The sequence below is a fragment of the Christiangramia pacifica genome, from assembly GCF_057221535.1.
On sequence record NZ_CM170146.1, the window covers coordinates 402,294 to 421,454 of the forward strand.

Sequence of the window (19,161 nt, forward strand, 5' to 3'; positions counted from 1 at the left end):
AATTTTAATTGTTGGTTATTGGTAAAGTTGCAAAAAAAAGGTCGGGAAAATCCCGACCTTTTTAAAATTTATATCAAATTTAATACTACTGAATGTTGTTGTTTATTGTTACGGTACCATAACTTCCAACATCCACATTTGGTACTTCCGCACCATAAGTAGCATTGATTTCATTTACGATCTCATTAGCAATAACTGCATAACCTCTTGGAGTTAAATGCACCCCGTCAAGAGAGAAAGCACCTCCAGACACAAAAGTCGAAGAAATTGGTACTCCCTGGTACATAGTTCCACCGTCGGCACCAATCGTTGCTAAAAGAGAATTTGCATCAACCAGTCCTAAAGAATAGTTCTGAGCGATTGCAGCGATAGCTCCATTGTATTGAGCAGTTACCTGGGCAACCAATGCCTGCTCAGAAGCAGTAAGAACATGCTGGTCTCCTAGCGGTACAGAAACTCCATTAATCAACATCGGGTTGTTATTCACGGTAGTACCAATCAATGATGATGATGTTAAAGGAATAAGATCTGAAGGAGTAGCCTGTCTTAATTGACCAAGTAAAGCTGCAGTTTGTGGATCCAGGCTAAATGGTGCCTGCTGAAGAACGCCACTAATATCTGTAAGATCTTCATCAACAATCGTCACAAAGTTCTGAGAACCTTCAGCGAAAGTGATCTTTCTGCTGTTGGCTTCAGCTTCAGTTAATAATCCTGCCTGAACAAGTCCAGGTAAGATTTGAGTATTATAAGCTCCAAATTGCGCATTTAATGCTCCAGCAGTTGCAGCATCTAATGGAATCGGGTTTGTTGGAACAACATTGAAAAATGGAATATCAGTAACATTAGGAATATTGATCAATACTCCTTCAGCGCCAAGACCATCTTCACCTGCTAGTTGAGAAACCAATGAATTGTATACAAAAGCGAAGGCATTTGCATCTGTAATATCATTAGGACCGTATTTTGTAAAGTCGGTCACATTCTCCTGGTAAACACCAACACCACCTGAAGTAGCATAACTCAACACATCGTTGTTACCAATCCAAAGTGTAAAGAAAGTTGGATTCTGAGCAATTGCATCTCCAAGAACTGTAGCAGTTTCTGAAGAAGCAAATCTTGCGAAATAAGGGTTTGCAGCACCTGTCGCCACACCAGCTACATTACCGTAACCAGGAGCAAGAAGATGATAAGACTTAGCACCAGGCACTCCCATGTTACCAAAAGATCCGCTAAGTTTAGCTGAAACTTCTGTAGTTGGAGTTCCATTATATCTTGCTGGACGAGCCGTTGCAAGAGATTCTCCTCCTAGTACGAATCTTGGCTCAGCGATCTGGTTTCCACCTAATAGCAATCCACCAACATTATCATTTACGAGCGGCTGAGTGAATTCCATCGTTTCCTGTGTCAAAGCAAATTTGCTTGCCAGAATATTTGGATAAGAAGTCTCCTGACCTGTAATATAGAGGGCTCCATCAGCATAACCAGCCGTCAGAGAGTTCCCTAAAGCTACATAGTTAGAAAAATCTGCATCGCCATTACTGTAAACATTCCCGTCTTCAATTGGATTTTCTAATTCAGGCTCACAGGAAACGATCCCAAGGGCCAGAATAGCTATATATTTAAAATAGTTTTTCATCGTCAAATTATATTTTAATAGTTACACCTAAACCTGGCACAAATGCGCTAGACTTATAAGTCCCTTCGAAAGGAACATTTTGTCCGTTTTCCTGATAGTAGTCATAAGACTCATCTACTTCTTCAAACTTACTATAAAGGAAAGAAGCATCGATCGCAATATTATCTGAAACGTTCACTGAAAGTCCTCCGGTAAAGTTGTTTGAATCATTTCTAGGTGTTTCAGGAGCAAAATATCCTGATTGTACCGGTGATTCATCGAAATAGTAACCAGCTCTCAAGGTAAAGATATCATTAGCGGTATATTGAAGACCAAATCTATAAATAGAAGAATCTTCATAATTCCTTGGGTTTACTGAATCTGGAGTTCCAGGCGCAGCAAAATCTACATCAAGAGATTCGTATACTCCCCAGAATGTTCTGTTATAATCGAAAGCAAATAACCACTTATCGTTTAATTGGTAAGAAGCTCCAATGGTCAATTCAGCAGGTAGAGGTAATTCCGCATCAAAAGTAGTATCAGGGAAAGACGTTAAAGGTGAATTTGGAATATTCTGAAAATCTGCTTCGCCGCTTTCAGCTTCCACGATAATCTCTGAGCGGTAATTAATACCAATATTCAGGCTATCAATAGGACTCCACATTGCTCCTGCAGACCAACCCCAGGCGCTAACACCAGAAGCATCAATAGTAACATTAGAACGGTTTCCTTCAAGATCTGTAAGAGTTCTGTTCAGGTTTCTATTGAAGTTAACCGATCCACTTACGTAAATAGGTCCACCACCAACAGATAGGTTATCAGTAATTTTATAAGAAGCTAACGCCTGCACATAAATAGCAGCTAACTCAATATCATTAACAAGATGAGACCCTGCCCAATCTTTTTCCCATTCTACAGAACTTCCGTAAGGAGTGTAAGCCGCAAGACCAACACTAAATTTTTCACTCAATTTATAGGAAAAATAAGCATAGAAAGGGGTTCCTACTGGGCTGTCGGTTCTAGCCATCTGCCCAAACTCTTCATTTTGCCATACTACATCAGAGAATACAGCACTCACACCAACGGCAGCATTGATCTTGTCTTCAAGAAAAACCAAACCTGCAGGGTTAAAGAAGGCCAATTCCGCATTATTCACCACAGCAACTCCAGTGTGTCCCATAGCAAGTCCACGCTGACCTTGTAGACTTACCCTGTAACCACCGGCATAATTAACCGCCGTGGCCATAACAAACAGGCCAAGTAAAAATAGTCTTTTCATAATTTAATTAGGATTATATTTAATATGTCTTAAAAAGCTCGTCCAAAAATAGCATAAAATACATATTATGCAATATTTTGACGCTATTTATTATGCATACATAATAAATTTAGAAAGATTTTAAACAAATTGGATTACGGCCTTATAGAAGTCTTTCATATTTTCAGCATGAACCCAATGGCCAGCCTTGGAAACTGTTTCAATTCTAGCCTCCGGAAAATGCTTTTTAATAAGCGGTTCTTCAGCTTTGGTGATATAATCTGAGAGCTCACCATTAATAAATAATGTTGGACCGTTATAAATTGCATCCTGTGGCAAGGCTCTTCCTACCTGTTCTATATTGGTTTTTAGGGAATCCAGATTCATCCGAAGCGACAACTTTTCCTTGGTTTTCCAATAAAGATTTTTCAATAAGAACAATCTTACACCGGTTTCCTTGATATATTTTTCCAGAAAATCTTCAGCATCTCCCCGTGAAGTCAAATTCGCTTCATCAAGCGCAGTGAGTCCTTTTAAAATTTGCTGATGATGTGGCGCGTAATATTTTGGAGCGATATCCACGATCACTAATTTTTCAACCAGGCTTTCATTTTCGCAGGCAAGCAACATTGCAGTCTTCCCTCCCATAGAATGCCCCATCAAAGTAATTTTATCAAGGTTATGAGTTTCGCAGTATTCAACCACGTCTGCGGCCATCAATTCATACGAGAATTCATCACTATGCGGACTTTTCCCATGATTACGCTGATCAATTAAATGCACCTGAAAACCATCTTCGGCAAATTTCTTACCTAAAGTTTTCCAGTTATCGCTCATTCCCAAAAATCCGTGAAGAATTAGCAAAGGCTTACCTTCACCCAGTATTACCGAATGTAATTTCATTTATTTCAATAGTTTTAAATATTGCTGAATTGTTTTTTCCAATCCCATGTAAAGTGCTTCTGAAATCAATGCATGACCAATGGAAACTTCAGCCAGATGAGGAACATGATCTTTAAAGAACTTAATATTATCCAGAGAAAGATCGTGCCCGGCATTGATCCCCAATCCTAATTGATTTGCCAGCTCCGCACACTCTGCATATGGACTTGCCGCATTCTTATCTCCCTTAGCATAATCCACAGCAAAAGATTCCGTATAAAGCTCAATGCGATTGGTTCCTGTTTCCGCAGCGCCTTCGATCATTTTTCTAACCGGATCCACGAAAATAGATGTTCTGATTCCATTAGAATTGAATTCAGCGATCACTTCCTTTAAATAGTCCTTATTTTTAATAGTATCCCAACCAGCATTGGAAGTTATGGCATCTTCGGCATCGGGAACCAGCGTAACCTGCGCAGGTTTCACCTCCAGAACCAGGTCTATAAATTGCTGGATTGGTTTTCCTTCAATATTGAATTCCGTAGTAAGTTCCGGTTTCAACTCCCTCGCATCAGCATAACGAATATGACGTTCATCGGGCCTTGGGTGAACGGTAATCCCTTCTGCTCCAAAAGATTCTATTCTTTTCGCCGCTTCGAGAACATTGGGAACATCTCCACCGCGAGCATTTCTCAGCGTGGCGATCTTATTAATATTTACGCTTAATTTGGTCATTTTAACTTCATTTATTTATCAAAAATACAAAGTGCAGTCTGCTTCAATGAATTTTATTTTGATTAATTTGCATAAAAGGAACAGATAGAAATGAGTTTGAAAGAGTACATATTGAATGATGTTGAGATAATTAATGTTTCCGAAAAAATTGGTGAGGTACAGAAATTTTTCAACCAGTTAACCTTCACCCACCTGCCCGTGGAAAGCGACGGAATTTACATTGGATGTATTTCAGAGAATGATGTTAGATGTTTCGAAAACAACAAAACTCTGGATGATTATCGCTACGCCCTTGAAGGATTTTACGTTAAGGAAAGTAATTATTGGCTGGATAGTCTTGAGGCTTTTGCTCAGAATAATTCGAACATCTTACCGGTTTTAGACGAAGACAATACATACATGGGCTATGTTGAGTTGAATGAAATGATTTCGCTTTTTAAAGAAACTCCGTTTTTGAATGAACCCGGGAATATTTTAGTGATTGAAAAAGCCTTTAAAGACTATACTTTTGGCGAAGTAAGCCAGATCGTGGAAATGAATAATGCTCATTTATTAGGAGCTTTTGTTTCCAAAATGGAAGAAGATATGGCGCAGATCACTCTGAAGATCACTCCTTCCGGAATGAATGAGATCATCCAGGCATTTAGAAGGTACGGCTACATTATAATTTCAGAACACCAGGAAGATACATTTAATAAGAATTTGAAGGATCGTTCTAAATATTTGGATAAATACCTGAACATATAATTTATGAAAATAGGCATTTACGGTCAGTTCTATCACGCTAATGCAGCTCAATATATAGGTCAGCTTCTGGAGTTACTCGATAAAAAAAATATCGAGGTTTTTATCGAAGAAGATTTCCTAAAACTCATTCACAGCAATAATAATATTGAAAAGGACTATAAGCACTTCAGCGCATTTGAAGAGCTGGACAGCTCCTTTGACCTGTTTTTTTGTATTGGTGGAGACGGTACGATCTTAAAATCCATCAATTACATTCGTAATCTGGATATACCTATTGTGGGGATAAATACAGGAAGACTTGGCTTTTTAGCTACCATCCAAAAAGAACAGATCGAGAGCACTTTGGAAGAAATTCTGGAGAAAAAATTCAGCCTTTCGCCAAGGTCTGTGTTAACCATGGAAACGAACCCTAAAAGTTTCGATCCGGTCTTTTCCCATATCGCGCTCAATGAAATTGCGGTAAGCAGGAAGAATACTACTTCCATGATCACCGTAGATACCTGGCTTGACGATCAATATCTTACTTCCTACTGGGCCGACGGACTTATTATCGCGACTCCAACCGGTTCTACAGGATATTCATTAAGTTGTGGCGGCCCTGTGATTACGCCGGACGCAGACTCATTGGTAATCACTCCCATAGCGCCGCATAACCTTAATGCACGACCACTAGTCATTAAAGACCATACAACAATAAAATTAAAGGTTTCAGGCCGTGGAAAAGAACATTTAGTTTCCATGGACTCCAGAATCGCTACCCTGCAAAACGATACTGAAATCATTATAAAAAAGGCGCCCTACACCATAAATTTTGTAGAACTACAGGAAGACAGTTTTCTAAATACCCTAAGAAAAAAACTTCTTTGGGGCGAAGACAAAAGGAATTAAGCAATAAATACTTCCAAAAACTGTTTATACGTATGTACAAATCTGCTCAAATTATTGCAGAGCAAACAGAATTGTTATATTTGCAAACTTTTGAAAACCTATGAGGTACCTAATCGCATTTGTGTTAATGGCGTTTTTTACAGTGAGTTCCTATTCTCAGCAAGTTGAGGTTGGTGCTTTTGCCGGCGGCGCAAATTTTATTGGAGATGTTGGTAAAACCAATTATATCCTGCCGAATTCACCGGTAGGAGGCTTAATTGCCAAGTGGAACCGAAGCTCCAGGCATGCATTGAGATTAACCTTGTTATACGCTCAAATTTCAGCGGATGATGAAAAATCTGATGATACCAGAAGGCAGCAAAGAGGTTATTCATTTGAAAATAATATAGCGGAAGCTTCTTTAGGTCTGGAATTCAATTTTTATGATTTTGACCTGACCGACCCACTGCCTCAAAAAACCCCCTATTTATATACAGGGATCACCTATTTTAGGGCAGATCACCTGTATCTTGAAAATGGAAGGGCGAACAATCTGGTGAATCAGGATGCCTCAAACTGGGAATTTGCAATTCCTATGGTCATGGGTTATAAGGAAGCTGTAACCGAACATATTATCGGAGCCATTGAAATTGGTGCAAGGTATACCTTTACTGATAATCTGGACGGAAGCTGGCCGGAAGAATATTTAGGAAGAAGAGAACCGGCAGCGGAATTTGGAAATAGAAATACAAACGACTGGTATGTATTTACCGGGATATCGTTCACTTTTACATTCGGGCGAAAGCCATGTTATTGCTTTTAAATGAAATATAAAGACAATTTAAACCTTGAAAAATTACCCGAACACATTGCCATCATCATGGATGGTAATGGTAGATGGGCTAAGCAAAAAGGTTTCCTTAGAGCTTCAGGACATAAAGAAGGCACTAAGGCAGTAAGAGACGTCGTAGAAGGTTGTGCTGAAATTGGAGTGAAAAATCTTACCCTTTACGCTTTCTCTACTGAAAATTGGAACAGACCAAAACTAGAAGTCGACACCCTTATGAAACTTCTTGTTTCTTCTTTAAAAAAGGAGATCAAGACCCTCAAAGACAATAACATCAAACTTAATTGTATAGGTAATATTTCCAGCCTTCCGAAGAAAGCCAGGCAGGAATTACTGGATGTAATTGAAAAAACAGCTACCAACAACCGAATGACCTTGACTCTTGCGTTAAGCTATGGAAGTCGTGAAGAAATCACCAATTCTATAAAGCAAATTGCAACGAAGGTTAAAACTGGAGAATTATCTGAAGATGCTATTGATGAATCGGTTATAAATGAGCATCTTTACACCCGAAATTTACCAGACGTGGATCTTTTGATCCGTACCAGCGGTGAACAGCGTATAAGCAACTTCCTATTATGGCAGATTGCTTATGCCGAATTGTATTTTACGAAAATCTTATGGCCTGATTACCGAAGGGAAGATCTTTTTGAAGCCATATACAACTATCAAAACAGAGAAAGAAGATTTGGAAAAACAAGTGAGCAACTCAGTTAGTGCATTCATGACAAGAAAGATTTTTACACTTTTTGCAATTTTTTTCATTTTCAGTATAGCTGCCAAAGCACAGGACCTACCCCTTGGAGATTCGAAAAAATACACCATTGGAGATATCAAGGTTACCGGTACTACAACCTATAATGAGAAAACTGTAATTACTTATACAGGTCTTAAAGAGGGAGAAGAAATTTATATTCCGGGAGAAAAATTACGAGATGTAATTAATAAACTCTGGAAACTTGATTTATTCAGCGATATTAATTTTTACATCACGAATGTGGAAGGAAATGTGGCTGATCTGGAATTAGAGATCAAGGAAGTACCCGTTCTTAACCAGGTTAAATTCACCGGGATCAAAAAGAAAAGTGAGCGTGAAGACCTTATTGATGAGAATGATCTAAAGCCGGGCGTAAAGGTTAATGAAAACCTTATCACTACTACTCAAAATTACATTCAGAATAAATTCAAGAAAGAAGGTTACTTCAATACGAATGTTGATATTCGAACTTCTGAAGTTGTAGACTCTACCAATTCAAATAAGGTGAATATGGTAGTAGATATCGACAAGGGAAATCGAGTTAAGATCGCTGACATTGAAATTATCGGGAATGATAAACTATCTGATGCGAAGTTGAAACGTAACATGAAGAACACCAAGGAAAAAAGGTTCTACAGGTTCTGGAAGCGTTCAAAATTCGTTAGATCAGATTACCAGCAAGATAAAATTTCTTTGATCGACAAGTATAAGGAAGAAGGTTATAGAGATGCCCGTATAATTTCAGATACATTGACCAAGGTTGGCGAAGATGATATTGCGCTTACTTTAAACGTAGAAGAAGGTAACCAGTATTATATCGGTGAAATAGATTTCCTTGGAAATACTGCTTATACTGATGAAGCTCTTGGTAGAGTTTTGGGACTTGAAACCGGTGATATCTACAACGGAGTTCTTATAGACGAAAGAATACAGGGTAGAGAACCGAATAAATCTTCGGTTGCCAACCTTTATCAAAATAATGGTTATTTGTTCTCAAATATTGATCTTGTTGAAACCAATGTATATAATGATACCATCGATTTTGAAGTTAGAATAGTAGAAGGAAAAGAAGCTTATTTCGATGAAATTAGAGTGACCGGAAACGAAAAAACGAAAGATCATGTGATCTATCGTGAGATGAGAACAAAGCCGGGACAAAAATACAGTCAAGAAGCAGTGGTTGCTACGGTTCGTGAACTTGGGGCACTTGGTTTCTTTGATGCTGAGCAATTGAGTCCAGAGTTTGTTGATCCAGATCCGAGAGAAGGAACTCTAAGCCTCGAATACCAGGTGGTTGAAGCTGGAGCCAGCCAGATTGAACTACAAGGTGGTTATGGCGGTGGTGGTTTCATTGGAACTTTAGGACTATCGTTCAATAACTTCTCCATCCAGGGATTATTTGATAAAGACGCATATGATCCAATACCAATGGGTGACGGTCAGTCGCTTTCATTAAGAGCACAGGCCAGTACTTTCTATCAAACTTACAGCCTGTCTTTCAGAGAACCATGGTTAGGGGGTAAAAGACCGGTGAGTTTATCTACTTCTTTCAGTTATACGAGACAATTCTTATTCGACTATATTGAAAGAGAAGCTGATAAAACGAGAAGTTTTGATATTCTTGGAGTGAGCGTAGGTCTTGCAAAAAGACTTACGGCGCCAGATCAATACGTAACGATCGCCAATAATGTCGGTTTCCAGAGATATAATCTGAACAACTATAATACAGGACTATTTACATTTGGTAATGGTCACTCTAACAACCTTTATTACCAGTTAGGAATTACCAGAGATAACACAGCCTTTAACCCGATTTTCCCTACCAGGGGATCTAAATTTGCATTTACCGCAAAATTAACGCCTCCTTACTCTTTATGGAACGGTGTTGATTACGGGAATCTCGAAAATATGGATGAATACCAGCTGAGAGACGATAACGGAAATCTTATCGATAATCAGGGCAATCGTGTGACACGTGAAAACTCAGTTCCAGACCAGGAAAAAGTTGACCAGAAGAAATATAACTGGTTGGAATTTTATAAAATTAAATTAGATGGTAGCTGGTATGAAACTCTAGCGAGTTTTGGACCAAGTAGCAACCTTGTTCTTAGAACCCATGCTGAATTTGGATTCCTGGGAGCTTACAATAATGAAAGAGGTGTTCCACCATTTGAACGTTTCTACCTTGGTGGTGACGGACTTGGTGCCTACAGCCTTGATGGTAGAGAGACGATACAGCTAAGAGGTTATCCAAACCAGTCTGTAGTACCTTTAGACAGACCGGCAGATGAAAGAGATGATGGTGCGGTGATCTACAACAAATACTCACTGGAGCTTCGTTTCCCAATTACATTAAAACCTGCTGCGTCTATTTATGCGTTATCGTTCCTGGAAGCCGGAGCTACTTATGACAATTTTAGAGACTATAATCCGTTTCAGTTAAATAGATCTGCAGGAGTTGGACTAAGAATATTCATGCCAACCTTCGGATTATTAGGTATTGACTTTGGATATGGATTTGACGAAGTAGTTGGTCAGCCAGGTCCAAATGGATGGGAAACACACTTTATCATAGGTCAACAGTTTTAATTTGGCACGATATTTTCTATATTCGATTTAAATGAAAAAAAGAATAGTATCCATAGTAGCAATTGCAGCACTTAGCGTATCATCGCTAATGGCTCAAAAAAGCATCAGGCTTGGCTATATAGACATGGAATACATTCTTGAAAATGTTCCGGAATATCAACAAGCAAGTAGACAACTTGACAATCGAGTTCAGGAATGGAAGGCTGAAGCTGAAGCAAAAATGCAAAAGGTGGAAGACATGAAGACGCGGCTTGATAATGAAAGGGCTCTTCTTACTAAAGAATTGATCGAAGAACGTGAAGCAGAGATTGCCTATATGGAGCAACAAGCCAGAGAATATCAACAAAATAGGTTTGGCCCAAATGGTGATTATATGATCCAGAAAAAGCAATTGGTAAGACCAATTCAGGATCAGGTCTTCACCGCTGTTCAGCAGATAGCTGAGAATAGGAATTTAGATTTCGTTTTTGATCGCACGGCAGATATTGGAATGATATATGCAGATAAACAGTACGATGTTAGTGAAACTGTTCTAAGAACGATTAAAAGGACTGCGAACCGCGAACAACTTGAAAGTAAAGATGAGATCGAGGAATTTGAACGCGAGGAAAACAGAACTGTTGAGCAGGACAAAGAAATTACGGAACGAGAAGAATTAGTTAAGCAGCGAAAAAACGAACGTGAAGCTTTTATCGAGGAAAGAAAAAGAGAAAGAGATTCACTAAAGGCGGCAAGACAAAAAGAATTTGAAGATAGAAGAGCCAAAATACTGGCTGAAAGAGAAAGAAAAAGAGATTCTATCATCAAAGCAAGAGAACAAAAGAACGATACGATAAATTAAATTTTTTAAACCTTAATTAAACTTAACGAAGATTACAATGAAACAATTCAGAACACTTTTTATAGCTTTAGCTTTAATGATTGGCGCTACTGCTTTCACAAATGCACAGTCTAAGGTTGCACATATCGCTACTCAAGATCTAGTACAATCATTACCTGAGTATAAAGGCGCGATGGATCAGCTTCAAAAACTGGAAAAAACTTATGATGCAGAGATAAAAGACATGTTATCTGAAGCTCAAAGTACAATGCAGCGTTACGAAGCAGAAGCAAATACTAAGTCTGAAGAAGAGAACCAAAAGAGAGCTACAGAACTTCAAGCTGCTCAAAGAAGAATTCAGGAGCATAGTTCAAAGGCAAGACAGGATCTTCAGAAAAAAGAAACTGATCTTCTTAGACCAATCCTTGAAAAAGTTCGTACAGCTATCCAGAAGGTAGCAAGAGCTAAAGGTTACGATTACGTTCTAGATTCTACAACTGGAACTGGAGTACTTCTAGCTGATGGTTATGATCTAATGCCAGACGTAAAAAAAGAATTAGGACTTTAATTACAGACCATTTCAGATAAAATTTTCAAAAACTGCGTACAAACCTGTACGCAGTTTTTATTTTTGTAATAATATGAACGATCCGAGGCCTATTGGTATTTTTGATTCAGGTGTTGGCGGAACTTCCATTTGGAAAGAAATTCACCGTCTTTTACCTTCCGAGAAAACTATCTATTTATCTGATAGCCTTAATGCTCCCTACGGAATAAAAACGCAGGAGAAGATCATTCAGCTTTCTATTAAGAATACAGAGAAACTTCTGAAAATGAATTGCAAGCTTATTGTCGTGGCTTGTAATACCGCCACCACAAATGCCATCAAGGTTTTACGATCAACTTATGACGTTCCTTTTATTGGTATTGAGCCGGCCATTAAACCTGCAGCTTTGAAAAGCACCAATAAGGCAATTGGGATTCTGGCAACGCGCGGAACGCTTACCAGCGAATTATTTGCTCAAACTTCAGAATTATACACCAAAGATATTAAGGTTATTGAAGTTGAGGGAAATGGCCTTGTAGAACTTATTGAAAGCGGGAAAAAAGACTCAGACGAAACCAGGGAGTTACTGGAGATCCTTTTGGCACCAATGATTGAGGCCAGTATAGATTATCTGGTTCTTGGTTGCAGCCACTACCCTTACCTCATCCCTTTACTTACCGAAATTCTTCCACCGGAAGTAAAAATAATAGATTCTGGAGAAGCGGTTGCCCGCCAAACCAAGGCTATTTTGGATAATAACGGAATTCTGAATACGAGCGAGCTAATCAACACCCCTGAATTTTATACCAATATAGAACCACAGGTACTTTCTGATATTATAAATGCTGATAAGAATTCTTATAAAGTAGAAATCTTGGACTTTTAATTATTGATCGCAGGACATTTACAGTGATATCGCTCCCTGCTTTCTCCGAAGTTATATCCTAAAGTGATCTGGTGGAAACCACCATTACTAAGCACGATAGAATTCATTTGATAGCTGTAAGTATAACCGAAAACAAATTTCTTGTAATTAATTCCCACAAAAGGAGTGATATAGCGTAATTGCTGATTATTAACCTGCTCGCCATTTTCGGTATATTCTGCACTTTCAAATCCGTTACGATAAGAAAGTCCACCCCATAATTTGCCTTCTTCAAGTTCGTAATAAGCTTTTGCATTTAGATCCAACGCCATTTCATTGGTCGCCTCCCTTGCCTGAAACAAAATAGATGGTTCAAAACTCCAGGGATCATATTGATTTAAAGAGAACACATAACCTGCAGAAAAAAGGTATTTTCTCATATTACTGGGTACCGCATCCGAATAAAATAATTCCCTACGTACGGATAGAATATTCTTTGCAGCAAAATGGAAATAAAGGTCCCGTACATAATAAGAAATTCCAAAATCCATATTCGCGAAAATATCAGAATCATTATCGCCGATCAAAGGATCAAATCGGGTAAACCCGCTTGTATCGAGTCTATGCTGGATCACTCCGGCACTTAAACCAAAAGATAACTGGTTGAGATCTACCGTACTTCTAGAAAACATTAAATGATAAGCAAAAGTCGCATAACCTCCAATCTTGGAATAATTTCCATTTTCATCTCTGAACAAGATCCCTCCCACACCAATTTTATCATTGACCCTGGAATTATATGCCAGTGTTTGTAAGTTGGGTGCCTCCTCCACGTCGAACCACTGCTGCCTGGCAGTAAGTCTTATTTTATCATAATTGGAAGCCCCCGCCATGGAAGGATGAATGAGATATAAATTGTCGGTAAGATAATCGGAATAGGTAGGAATAATCTCCTGGGCCTTCATTGCCGAAATATTAACGAAAACAGTCAACAATAAAAACCAAGAAAACTTTAGAAAAATAGGACGTTTGAAATATGGCCCTGAAATGTTAGTGTTACTCCCCATAAAGGCTGTAAATATATGTAATAGCTAGTTTTTCTTTAGTATTTTTGTCAAAAATTTTGAAATGAACGATTTCAGTATCAACATAGTAAGAACAACCACGCCTTCGATTGTAAAATTTGAAGCTGACAAGTTTCTTACACGTCACGAAAACTTCGAATTTAAGAATATAGACGAGGCTTCCAGGTCGCCGTTGGCGCAGCAACTATTTTATCTCCCATTTGTTAAAACGGTTTATATCGCACAAAATTTCATTGCCATAGAAAAATATGACATCGTGGAATGGGAAGATGTAGAAAAAGAAGTAGCTGAACAAATTAAAACTTACCTGAATAAAGGTGGTGAAGTGATCAAGGAAGTTAAGGCATCTTCTGGAAAAGTACCGGTTACGGTTTATGCTGAAAGCACACCGAACCCGGCAGTGATGAAATTTGTCGCCAACAAAAAGCTCGTATTAAAATCGGTTGAATTTAAGAACATCGATGAAGCTAAGAATGCTCCACTTGTTCAGAAACTTTTCCATTTCCCATTCGTAAAAGAGGTTTTCATTGATGAAAACTACGTTTCTATCCAGAAGTATGATATGGCTGGATGGGAAGAGATCACCCTGGAATTAAGAGAGTTTATCAAGAATTATATCGAGGAAGGAAATGAGGTTCTAACCGCGGAAACGGTTGAGGCTACAAATAAAGCTTCCAAAACGCAGGAAGGCAAAACCGCTGAATTTGATCATTTAGACGACACATCTCAGCAAGTAATTGCCATTTTGGACGAATACATAAAACCAGCTGTCGCTAGTGACGGTGGAAATATTCTTTTCGATAGCTACAACGAAGATAACAAAACTGTTCGCGTGATCCTTCAGGGAGCATGTAGCGGTTGTCCTTCTTCAACGATGACCTTGAAAAGCGGTATTGAAACCATGCTCCGAGACATGATGCGAGGAAAAGTAGAATATGTGGAAGCCGTAAACGGTTAACTCCAAAAAAATGTGGAAATAAAAAAATCCCTTTTTCAAGGGATTTTTTTATTTAATAGGTTGTGGTCCTTGCTTCATTATAGAATTCCTGAAACAATTGTAACAAACTCATCGTGGAACCAATGAGATCTTTTGTTTCCAGAAGAATACCGAAATAAAGCTTGGTATTCTTTGGACTGGATTCTGAAGTTCTGATCCTTTCAATCTGCTTCTGAATAAGATCGCTCACATAATCCATCAATTCCTGTTTCTCATTCAGCAAATTATTGATATTTCCGAATTCATTATTATCAAAAGTCTCGGTGATCTCATCAAAAAGGATCTGCATCTTATCATCAACTTTTTTCAGATCTCTAATTTGGTTGAATTTTAAATTTTTGTGATTATTATGGACGTGGTTATAACTGTTTCTCGTTATAAATCCGATTGACTGAACCATATCCTGTAAATAATCCAACGTAAGGATATAGAATTTACTAGCTTCAACGGAATCTTCATCAAGCGATTTGATAAAATAGAAGATATTGTCTTTCAATTCATCAACTTCAGTTTCGAGCTTTTCAATTCGTTTATAATTCTTTTTCAGTTTACTAAGATCGTAGTACCCCAATTGATCAACTGTTTTGGAATACATTTTATTGATGCCTCCAATTACATTAGAAATATTCTCAGAAGTCTCTGAAGTGATCTCGTTGATCGTAATGATATCGCTCTTCTTGAATTTCTTTTTAGTTTTTTCCTCTTTTGCTTTTTTCGAATGCAGAATACCGCTTCTCACTACCAGCACGATAGCAACAATTATTAAGACAGCTAGAGCAATTGGACCTCCGTAGTAAATTATAGAAGCAAAGATTGCAGCTGCTGTGAAGGCTACAATTGCAGTTACAAACCAGCCACCAATTACATTTAATACTCCGGCAACTCTGTAAACTGCACTTTCACGATCCCAGGCTCTGTCGGCCAGTGAGCTACCCATTGCCACCATAAAAGTCACATAGGTAGTTGAAAGAGGTAATTTCATATTCGTACCAATAGAAATTAGTACGCTCGCCACCACTAAATTTACTGAAGCCCTAACCATATCAAAAGCCGGAGCATCAATTCTTCGATTTTTAAGATGTGCGGTTGGTTTATCAAATTTGTTTTCGATCTTTTGCTTCATACTTCTTGGCAGAACTGTAGAAACGGCATTTCCAAATAACACCGAATATCTAACGATCCCTCTTGAAAGCCAGTTTGGTTCAAATCGTTCCACTCCGTCTCCCTGTCTCGCTAAATTGATTCCTGTATCAACTACAGAACGTGCTTTACTTGAAAACCATAAAGTGATCACCATAATTGCCCCGGCAGCGATTAATAAAATTTCCGGCGTAGGAACACTCCCAGACAACCCAGTCATGGCAAATTCTGAAGGTAAGATTCCAGTTGCTTCATGTGCACTTTGCCAAAGATCATAAGACTGCCATGCAGCAATGGGAACACCAATAAAGTTTACGAGATCATTACCGGCAAAAGCCAATGCAAGGGCAAAGGTTCCAATGATAATGATCAGCCTAAGAATATTTACTTTGAAAACACTCATCAGCAATTGAGAAAGTGCCGTAAATATTACAAATCCAATAAGCACGATAATTAATGTGTGCGTATTAATGTAATCCATGGTTCCTTCCGAAATAAAGGGAACGCTTTTCATTCCCTTTATTACAATGAAGTAAAGGATCGCAGTAAGCGATAATCCTCCAAAAGCTGATCCGAAATATTTAATCTTTTTTTCGAACTGAAATGAAAAAACAAGTCGGGAAATATATTGCACAATAGCTCCAATAAGGAATGCAATGACCACCGCCATCAAAATCCCTATGATAATCTCAGTAGCTTTTGAAGTATTGATATATTCAGTTAATAGGCTAAGGTCCCCGTTGCTCTCTTTGTAAATTTTGATAGCAGCCATACAAACGGCAGCTCCAAGCAATTCAAAAACTATAGAAACAGTGGTTGAAGTTGGAAGTCCGAGGGAATTGAAAAAGTCCAGCAAAAGCACGTCGGTGATCATCACCGCCATGAAAATAATCATGATTTCTTCAAAGTAGAACTGGCCGGGCATAAATATCCCTTTTCGCGCCACTTCCATCAGTCCGCTGGAAAATATAGCTCCTATGGCCACACCAAGACTGGCGACAATAAGAATGGTTCTCATCGATATTGCCTTGGAACCAATGGCTGAATTAAGAAAGTTAATTGCGTCGTTGCTAACTCCAACAACTAAGTCTGTAATCGCAAGGGCCAAAAGTGCCACTAACATTACCAGGTAAATGTCTTCCATAAAAAATAGATCAATTATCAGCCTGCAAAATTTAAAATTATATTTTACAAAAGCCGGGAGCCTAAAGTTATTAAAAGATTATTATTCAGGGCTTATTTAAGCTTTTCTTATATAATCACTAATTTTAATGCATTCCTCTCTATTTAATCCTGAAAAAATTTCTTTTTAAAATGAGCAACCCAGAATATACAAATGATCTTATCCATGAAACCAGTCCCTATTTGCTTCAGCATGCGCATAACCCTGTAAACTGGAAAGCCTGGAATGACGATAGCCTGGATTTTGCTGAAAAGGAAAATATACTATTGCTCATTAGCGTAGGTTATTCAGCATGCCACTGGTGTCATGTGATGGAGCACGAAAGCTTTGAGGATTCTGAAGTGGCAGAAGTCATGAATGCCAATTATATAAATATCAAGGTAGATCGCGAGGAACGGCCTGATGTTGACCAGGTTTACATGAACGCCGTACAGGTAATGACGGGCATGGGTGGCTGGCCCATGAATGTAGTCGCTTTACCAGACGGCAGACCAGTTTGGGGTGGTACATACTTTAGAAAAGAGCAATGGATGGACGCTTTGAATCAAATCGCGCATCTCTATAAAACTCAACCGGAAAAACTAATTGAATATGCAGATAAGCTGGAACAGGGTTTAAAACAGATCCAGATCATTCAACCGTCTGAAAACCCCGAAAAACTTAACAGAGATTTTTTTGTTCCCATCATCAATAAATGGAAAACTACCTTCGATAAAAAACATGGTGGCTATCAGAGAGCTCCAAAATTCATGATGCCGAATAATTATGAATTCCTAATGCGTTATGCATTTCAGAATTCAGATGAAGAATTGATGGATCATTGCATTTTCACACTCAACAAGATTTCATGGGGAGGAGTTTTTGATCCAATTGAAGGCGGTTTTTCCAGGTACTCGGTAGATGAAAAGTGGCACGTTCCTCATTTTGAAAAGATGCTTTATGATAACGCGCAACTGGTTCGGCTTTATTCCAGAGCTTTTAAACTAACAGGAAAAACCTGGTTTAAAAAAGTGGTTGAAAAAAGCCTGGAATACATCAAAGCCGAAATGACCGATTCGTCCGGAGCTTTTTATTCTGCACTGGATGCTGATAGCGAAAACGATCAAGGCCATTTGGAGGAAGGAGCCTATTACGTTTGGACTCGGGAAGAACTTGAAAGCATTCTTGAAAATGATTTTGAAATATTCGCTCATTTCTACAATATCAACAAAACAGGCAAATGGGAGGAAAATAATTATGTTTTGATACGAACAGCCTCTGTAGAAAAACTGGCCGAAGATCTGAATATTTCTGAAAGCGAACTGGAAATGATAATATCACGAAGTAACAAAAAGTTGAAGTCGGCACGATCTAAACGAAAAAAGCCAGGCCTCGATGATAAATCTCTTACCTCATGGAACGCTTTAATGATCAGTGGATATGCTGAAGCCTTCAAAGCATTTCAAAATCAAGAATATCTGAATGCTGCTCGAAATAATGCAGAATTCATCCTGAATAATCAGATTCAGGATAATGGCAGACTTTTACATTCCTATAAAAATGGGAAAAGCACCATCAATGCTTATCTGGAAGATTATGCTTTCAGTATTACCGCATTTTTAGACCTATATGAAGCGAGTTTTGATGAGAAATTCCTGAAAACGGCAGAAGAGTTATTAAAGATCGTGGAAGACGATTTTAAGGACACCTCTTCAGGTCTATATTTTTTCAAATCCAGAAAAGATAGAAAGCTAGTGACTCGAAACCTCGAAATTACCGATAATGTAATTTCAGCCTCTAATTCTGAAATGGCCAAAAACCTTTTCCGATTAGGAAAATTAAAAGGAGATCAGGATTTGATCACGAAATCTGAGAAAATGTTGCTGGCAGTGAAAGATCAAATTCAGGAACATCCTCATTCCTATTCTAATTGGTTAGACCTCGCCATGAACTTCACTTTTCCTTTTTATGAAGTTGCCATAACCGGTGAAAAATTCAGAAATATGGCAAAGAGTTTTCATACCAATTACCTGCAAAATATTGTAATTGCTGGTACTCACTCAGCATCTAAATTGCCATTATTAAAGGAGCGTTTGGTGAAAGATAAAAATCTGATCTATATTTGTGAAAAAGGAACTTGCCAACTTCCATTAAGTTCGGAGAGTGAGTCATTACAACTGATTCGGCAATTTTAACAAAAGTTATAGAGGAAATAAACTCTATTTTTTTACAATTAGAACTTAAATAA

The 19,161-nt window shown here is 38.3% G+C and carries 16 protein-coding genes; 10 read left to right on the plus strand and 6 right to left on the minus strand.

The window, feature by feature from the left end; all coding sequences use genetic code 11:
- Positions 1 to 85: 85 nt before the first annotated feature.
- From AC2S94_RS01855 to AC2S94_RS01870, 4 genes are all read right to left on the minus strand, one after another.
- Positions 86 to 1,636, minus strand: coding sequence for a G-D-S-L family lipolytic protein (locus AC2S94_RS01855; RefSeq protein ID WP_484629814.1), 1,551 nt, complete (start codon positions 1,634 to 1,636; stop codon positions 86 to 88).
- Between the two features lie 7 nt (positions 1,637 to 1,643).
- On the minus strand, positions 1,644 to 2,894 hold the full coding sequence (locus AC2S94_RS01860) for an OmpP1/FadL family transporter (RefSeq protein WP_484629815.1): 1,251 nt from the start codon (positions 2,892 to 2,894) through the stop codon (positions 1,644 to 1,646).
- A gap of 120 nt (positions 2,895 to 3,014) precedes the next feature.
- Positions 3,015 to 3,776: an alpha/beta fold hydrolase gene (locus AC2S94_RS01865; protein WP_484629816.1), complete on the minus strand. Its 762-nt coding sequence runs from the start codon at positions 3,774 to 3,776 to the stop codon at positions 3,015 to 3,017.
- Positions 3,777 to 4,490 carry a pyridoxine 5'-phosphate synthase gene (locus AC2S94_RS01870; RefSeq protein ID WP_484629817.1) on the minus strand — a complete coding sequence of 238 codons (714 nt, stop codon included), beginning with the start codon at positions 4,488 to 4,490 and terminating at the stop codon, positions 3,777 to 3,779.
- A gap of 90 nt (positions 4,491 to 4,580) precedes the next feature.
- Here AC2S94_RS01870 and AC2S94_RS01875 point away from each other — a divergent pair, with 90 nt between their 5' ends.
- The 8 genes from AC2S94_RS01875 to murI all read left to right on the plus strand — a co-directional run bounded on the left by AC2S94_RS01875 (position 4,581) and on the right by murI (position 12,550).
- Positions 4,581 to 5,237, plus strand: coding sequence for a CBS domain-containing protein (locus tag AC2S94_RS01875; protein WP_484629818.1), 657 nt, complete (start codon positions 4,581 to 4,583; stop codon positions 5,235 to 5,237).
- A gap of 3 nt (positions 5,238 to 5,240) precedes the next feature.
- Positions 5,241 to 6,125 (plus strand): NAD kinase, encoded by an 885-nt coding sequence (locus AC2S94_RS01880; RefSeq protein ID WP_484629819.1) that lies wholly within the window; start codon positions 5,241 to 5,243, stop codon positions 6,123 to 6,125.
- 100 nt (positions 6,126 to 6,225) lie between these two features.
- Positions 6,226 to 6,927, plus strand: coding sequence for a type IX secretion system protein PorG (gene porG / locus AC2S94_RS01885; protein WP_484629820.1), 702 nt, complete (start codon positions 6,226 to 6,228; stop codon positions 6,925 to 6,927).
- Positions 6,928 to 7,668: an undecaprenyl pyrophosphate synthase gene (uppS, locus tag AC2S94_RS01890; RefSeq protein WP_484629821.1), complete on the plus strand. Its 741-nt coding sequence runs from the start codon at positions 6,928 to 6,930 to the stop codon at positions 7,666 to 7,668.
- Between the two features lie 7 nt (positions 7,669 to 7,675).
- The gene (locus AC2S94_RS01895; protein WP_484629822.1) at positions 7,676 to 10,297 is read left to right on the plus strand and encodes a BamA/OMP85 family outer membrane protein; all 2,622 of its coding nucleotides are present in this window, start codon (positions 7,676 to 7,678) and stop codon (positions 10,295 to 10,297) included.
- Positions 10,298 to 10,328: 31 nt separating this feature from the next.
- Positions 10,329 to 11,138 (plus strand): OmpH/Skp family outer membrane protein, encoded by an 810-nt coding sequence (locus tag AC2S94_RS01900; protein ID WP_484629823.1) that lies wholly within the window; start codon positions 10,329 to 10,331, stop codon positions 11,136 to 11,138.
- 37 nt (positions 11,139 to 11,175) lie between these two features.
- Positions 11,176 to 11,685, plus strand: a complete 510-nt coding sequence (locus tag AC2S94_RS01905) for an OmpH/Skp family outer membrane protein (RefSeq protein ID WP_309560294.1) — start codon at positions 11,176 to 11,178, stop codon at positions 11,683 to 11,685.
- 73 nt (positions 11,686 to 11,758) lie between these two features.
- Positions 11,759 to 12,550, plus strand: a complete 792-nt coding sequence (gene murI, locus AC2S94_RS01910) for a glutamate racemase (protein WP_484629824.1) — start codon at positions 11,759 to 11,761, stop codon at positions 12,548 to 12,550.
- Here the strand turns inward: murI and AC2S94_RS01915 are convergent.
- Complete coding sequence (locus AC2S94_RS01915) at positions 12,547 to 13,596, minus strand: PorP/SprF family type IX secretion system membrane protein (protein WP_484629825.1); 1,050 nt, start codon at positions 13,594 to 13,596, stop codon at positions 12,547 to 12,549. The two genes, murI and AC2S94_RS01915, sit on opposite strands and share 4 nt — an antisense overlap.
- A 61-nt stretch (positions 13,597 to 13,657) precedes the next feature.
- Here AC2S94_RS01915 and AC2S94_RS01920 point away from each other — a divergent pair, with 61 nt between their 5' ends.
- The gene (locus AC2S94_RS01920) at positions 13,658 to 14,572 is read left to right on the plus strand and encodes a NifU family protein (RefSeq protein ID WP_484629826.1); all 915 of its coding nucleotides are present in this window, start codon (positions 13,658 to 13,660) and stop codon (positions 14,570 to 14,572) included.
- A gap of 52 nt (positions 14,573 to 14,624) precedes the next feature.
- Here AC2S94_RS01920 and AC2S94_RS01925 read toward each other — a convergent pair whose 3' ends face one another.
- Positions 14,625 to 16,895: an anion permease gene (locus AC2S94_RS01925; RefSeq protein ID WP_484629827.1), complete on the minus strand. Its 2,271-nt coding sequence runs from the start codon at positions 16,893 to 16,895 to the stop codon at positions 14,625 to 14,627.
- A gap of 170 nt (positions 16,896 to 17,065) precedes the next feature.
- Between AC2S94_RS01925 and AC2S94_RS01930 the strand changes: the two genes are divergently transcribed.
- Complete coding sequence (locus AC2S94_RS01930) at positions 17,066 to 19,108, plus strand: thioredoxin domain-containing protein (RefSeq protein ID WP_484629828.1); 2,043 nt, start codon at positions 17,066 to 17,068, stop codon at positions 19,106 to 19,108.
- Positions 19,109 to 19,161: the final 53 nt, after the last annotated feature.

Excerpts from the sequence above, each read along its gene's own strand:
- AC2S94_RS01855 (WP_484629814.1), bottom strand. The coding sequence starts at position 1,636 with ATGAAAAACTATTTTAAATATATAGCTATTCTGGCCCTTGGGATCGTT.
- AC2S94_RS01860 (WP_484629815.1), bottom strand. The coding sequence starts at position 2,894 with ATGAAAAGACTATTTTTACTTGGCCTGTTTGTTATGGCCACGGCGGTT.
- AC2S94_RS01865 (WP_484629816.1), bottom strand. The coding sequence starts at position 3,776 with ATGAAATTACATTCGGTAATACTGGGTGAAGGTAAGCCTTTGCTAATT.
- AC2S94_RS01870 (WP_484629817.1), bottom strand. The coding sequence starts at position 4,490 with ATGACCAAATTAAGCGTAAATATTAATAAGATCGCCACGCTGAGAAAT.
- AC2S94_RS01875 (WP_484629818.1), top strand. The coding sequence starts at position 4,581 with ATGAGTTTGAAAGAGTACATATTGAATGATGTTGAGATAATTAATGTT.
- AC2S94_RS01880 (WP_484629819.1), top strand. The coding sequence starts at position 5,241 with ATGAAAATAGGCATTTACGGTCAGTTCTATCACGCTAATGCAGCTCAA.
- porG (WP_484629820.1), top strand. The coding sequence starts at position 6,226 with ATGAGGTACCTAATCGCATTTGTGTTAATGGCGTTTTTTACAGTGAGT.
- uppS (WP_484629821.1), top strand. The coding sequence starts at position 6,928 with ATGAAATATAAAGACAATTTAAACCTTGAAAAATTACCCGAACACATT.
- AC2S94_RS01895 (WP_484629822.1), top strand. The coding sequence starts at position 7,676 with ATGACAAGAAAGATTTTTACACTTTTTGCAATTTTTTTCATTTTCAGT.
- AC2S94_RS01900 (WP_484629823.1), top strand. The coding sequence starts at position 10,329 with ATGAAAAAAAGAATAGTATCCATAGTAGCAATTGCAGCACTTAGCGTA.
- AC2S94_RS01905 (WP_309560294.1), top strand. The coding sequence starts at position 11,176 with ATGAAACAATTCAGAACACTTTTTATAGCTTTAGCTTTAATGATTGGC.
- murI (WP_484629824.1), top strand. The coding sequence starts at position 11,759 with ATGAACGATCCGAGGCCTATTGGTATTTTTGATTCAGGTGTTGGCGGA.
- AC2S94_RS01915 (WP_484629825.1), bottom strand. The coding sequence starts at position 13,596 with ATGGGGAGTAACACTAACATTTCAGGGCCATATTTCAAACGTCCTATT.
- AC2S94_RS01920 (WP_484629826.1), top strand. The coding sequence starts at position 13,658 with ATGAACGATTTCAGTATCAACATAGTAAGAACAACCACGCCTTCGATT.
- AC2S94_RS01925 (WP_484629827.1), bottom strand. The coding sequence starts at position 16,895 with ATGGAAGACATTTACCTGGTAATGTTAGTGGCACTTTTGGCCCTTGCG.
- AC2S94_RS01930 (WP_484629828.1), top strand. The coding sequence starts at position 17,066 with ATGAGCAACCCAGAATATACAAATGATCTTATCCATGAAACCAGTCCC.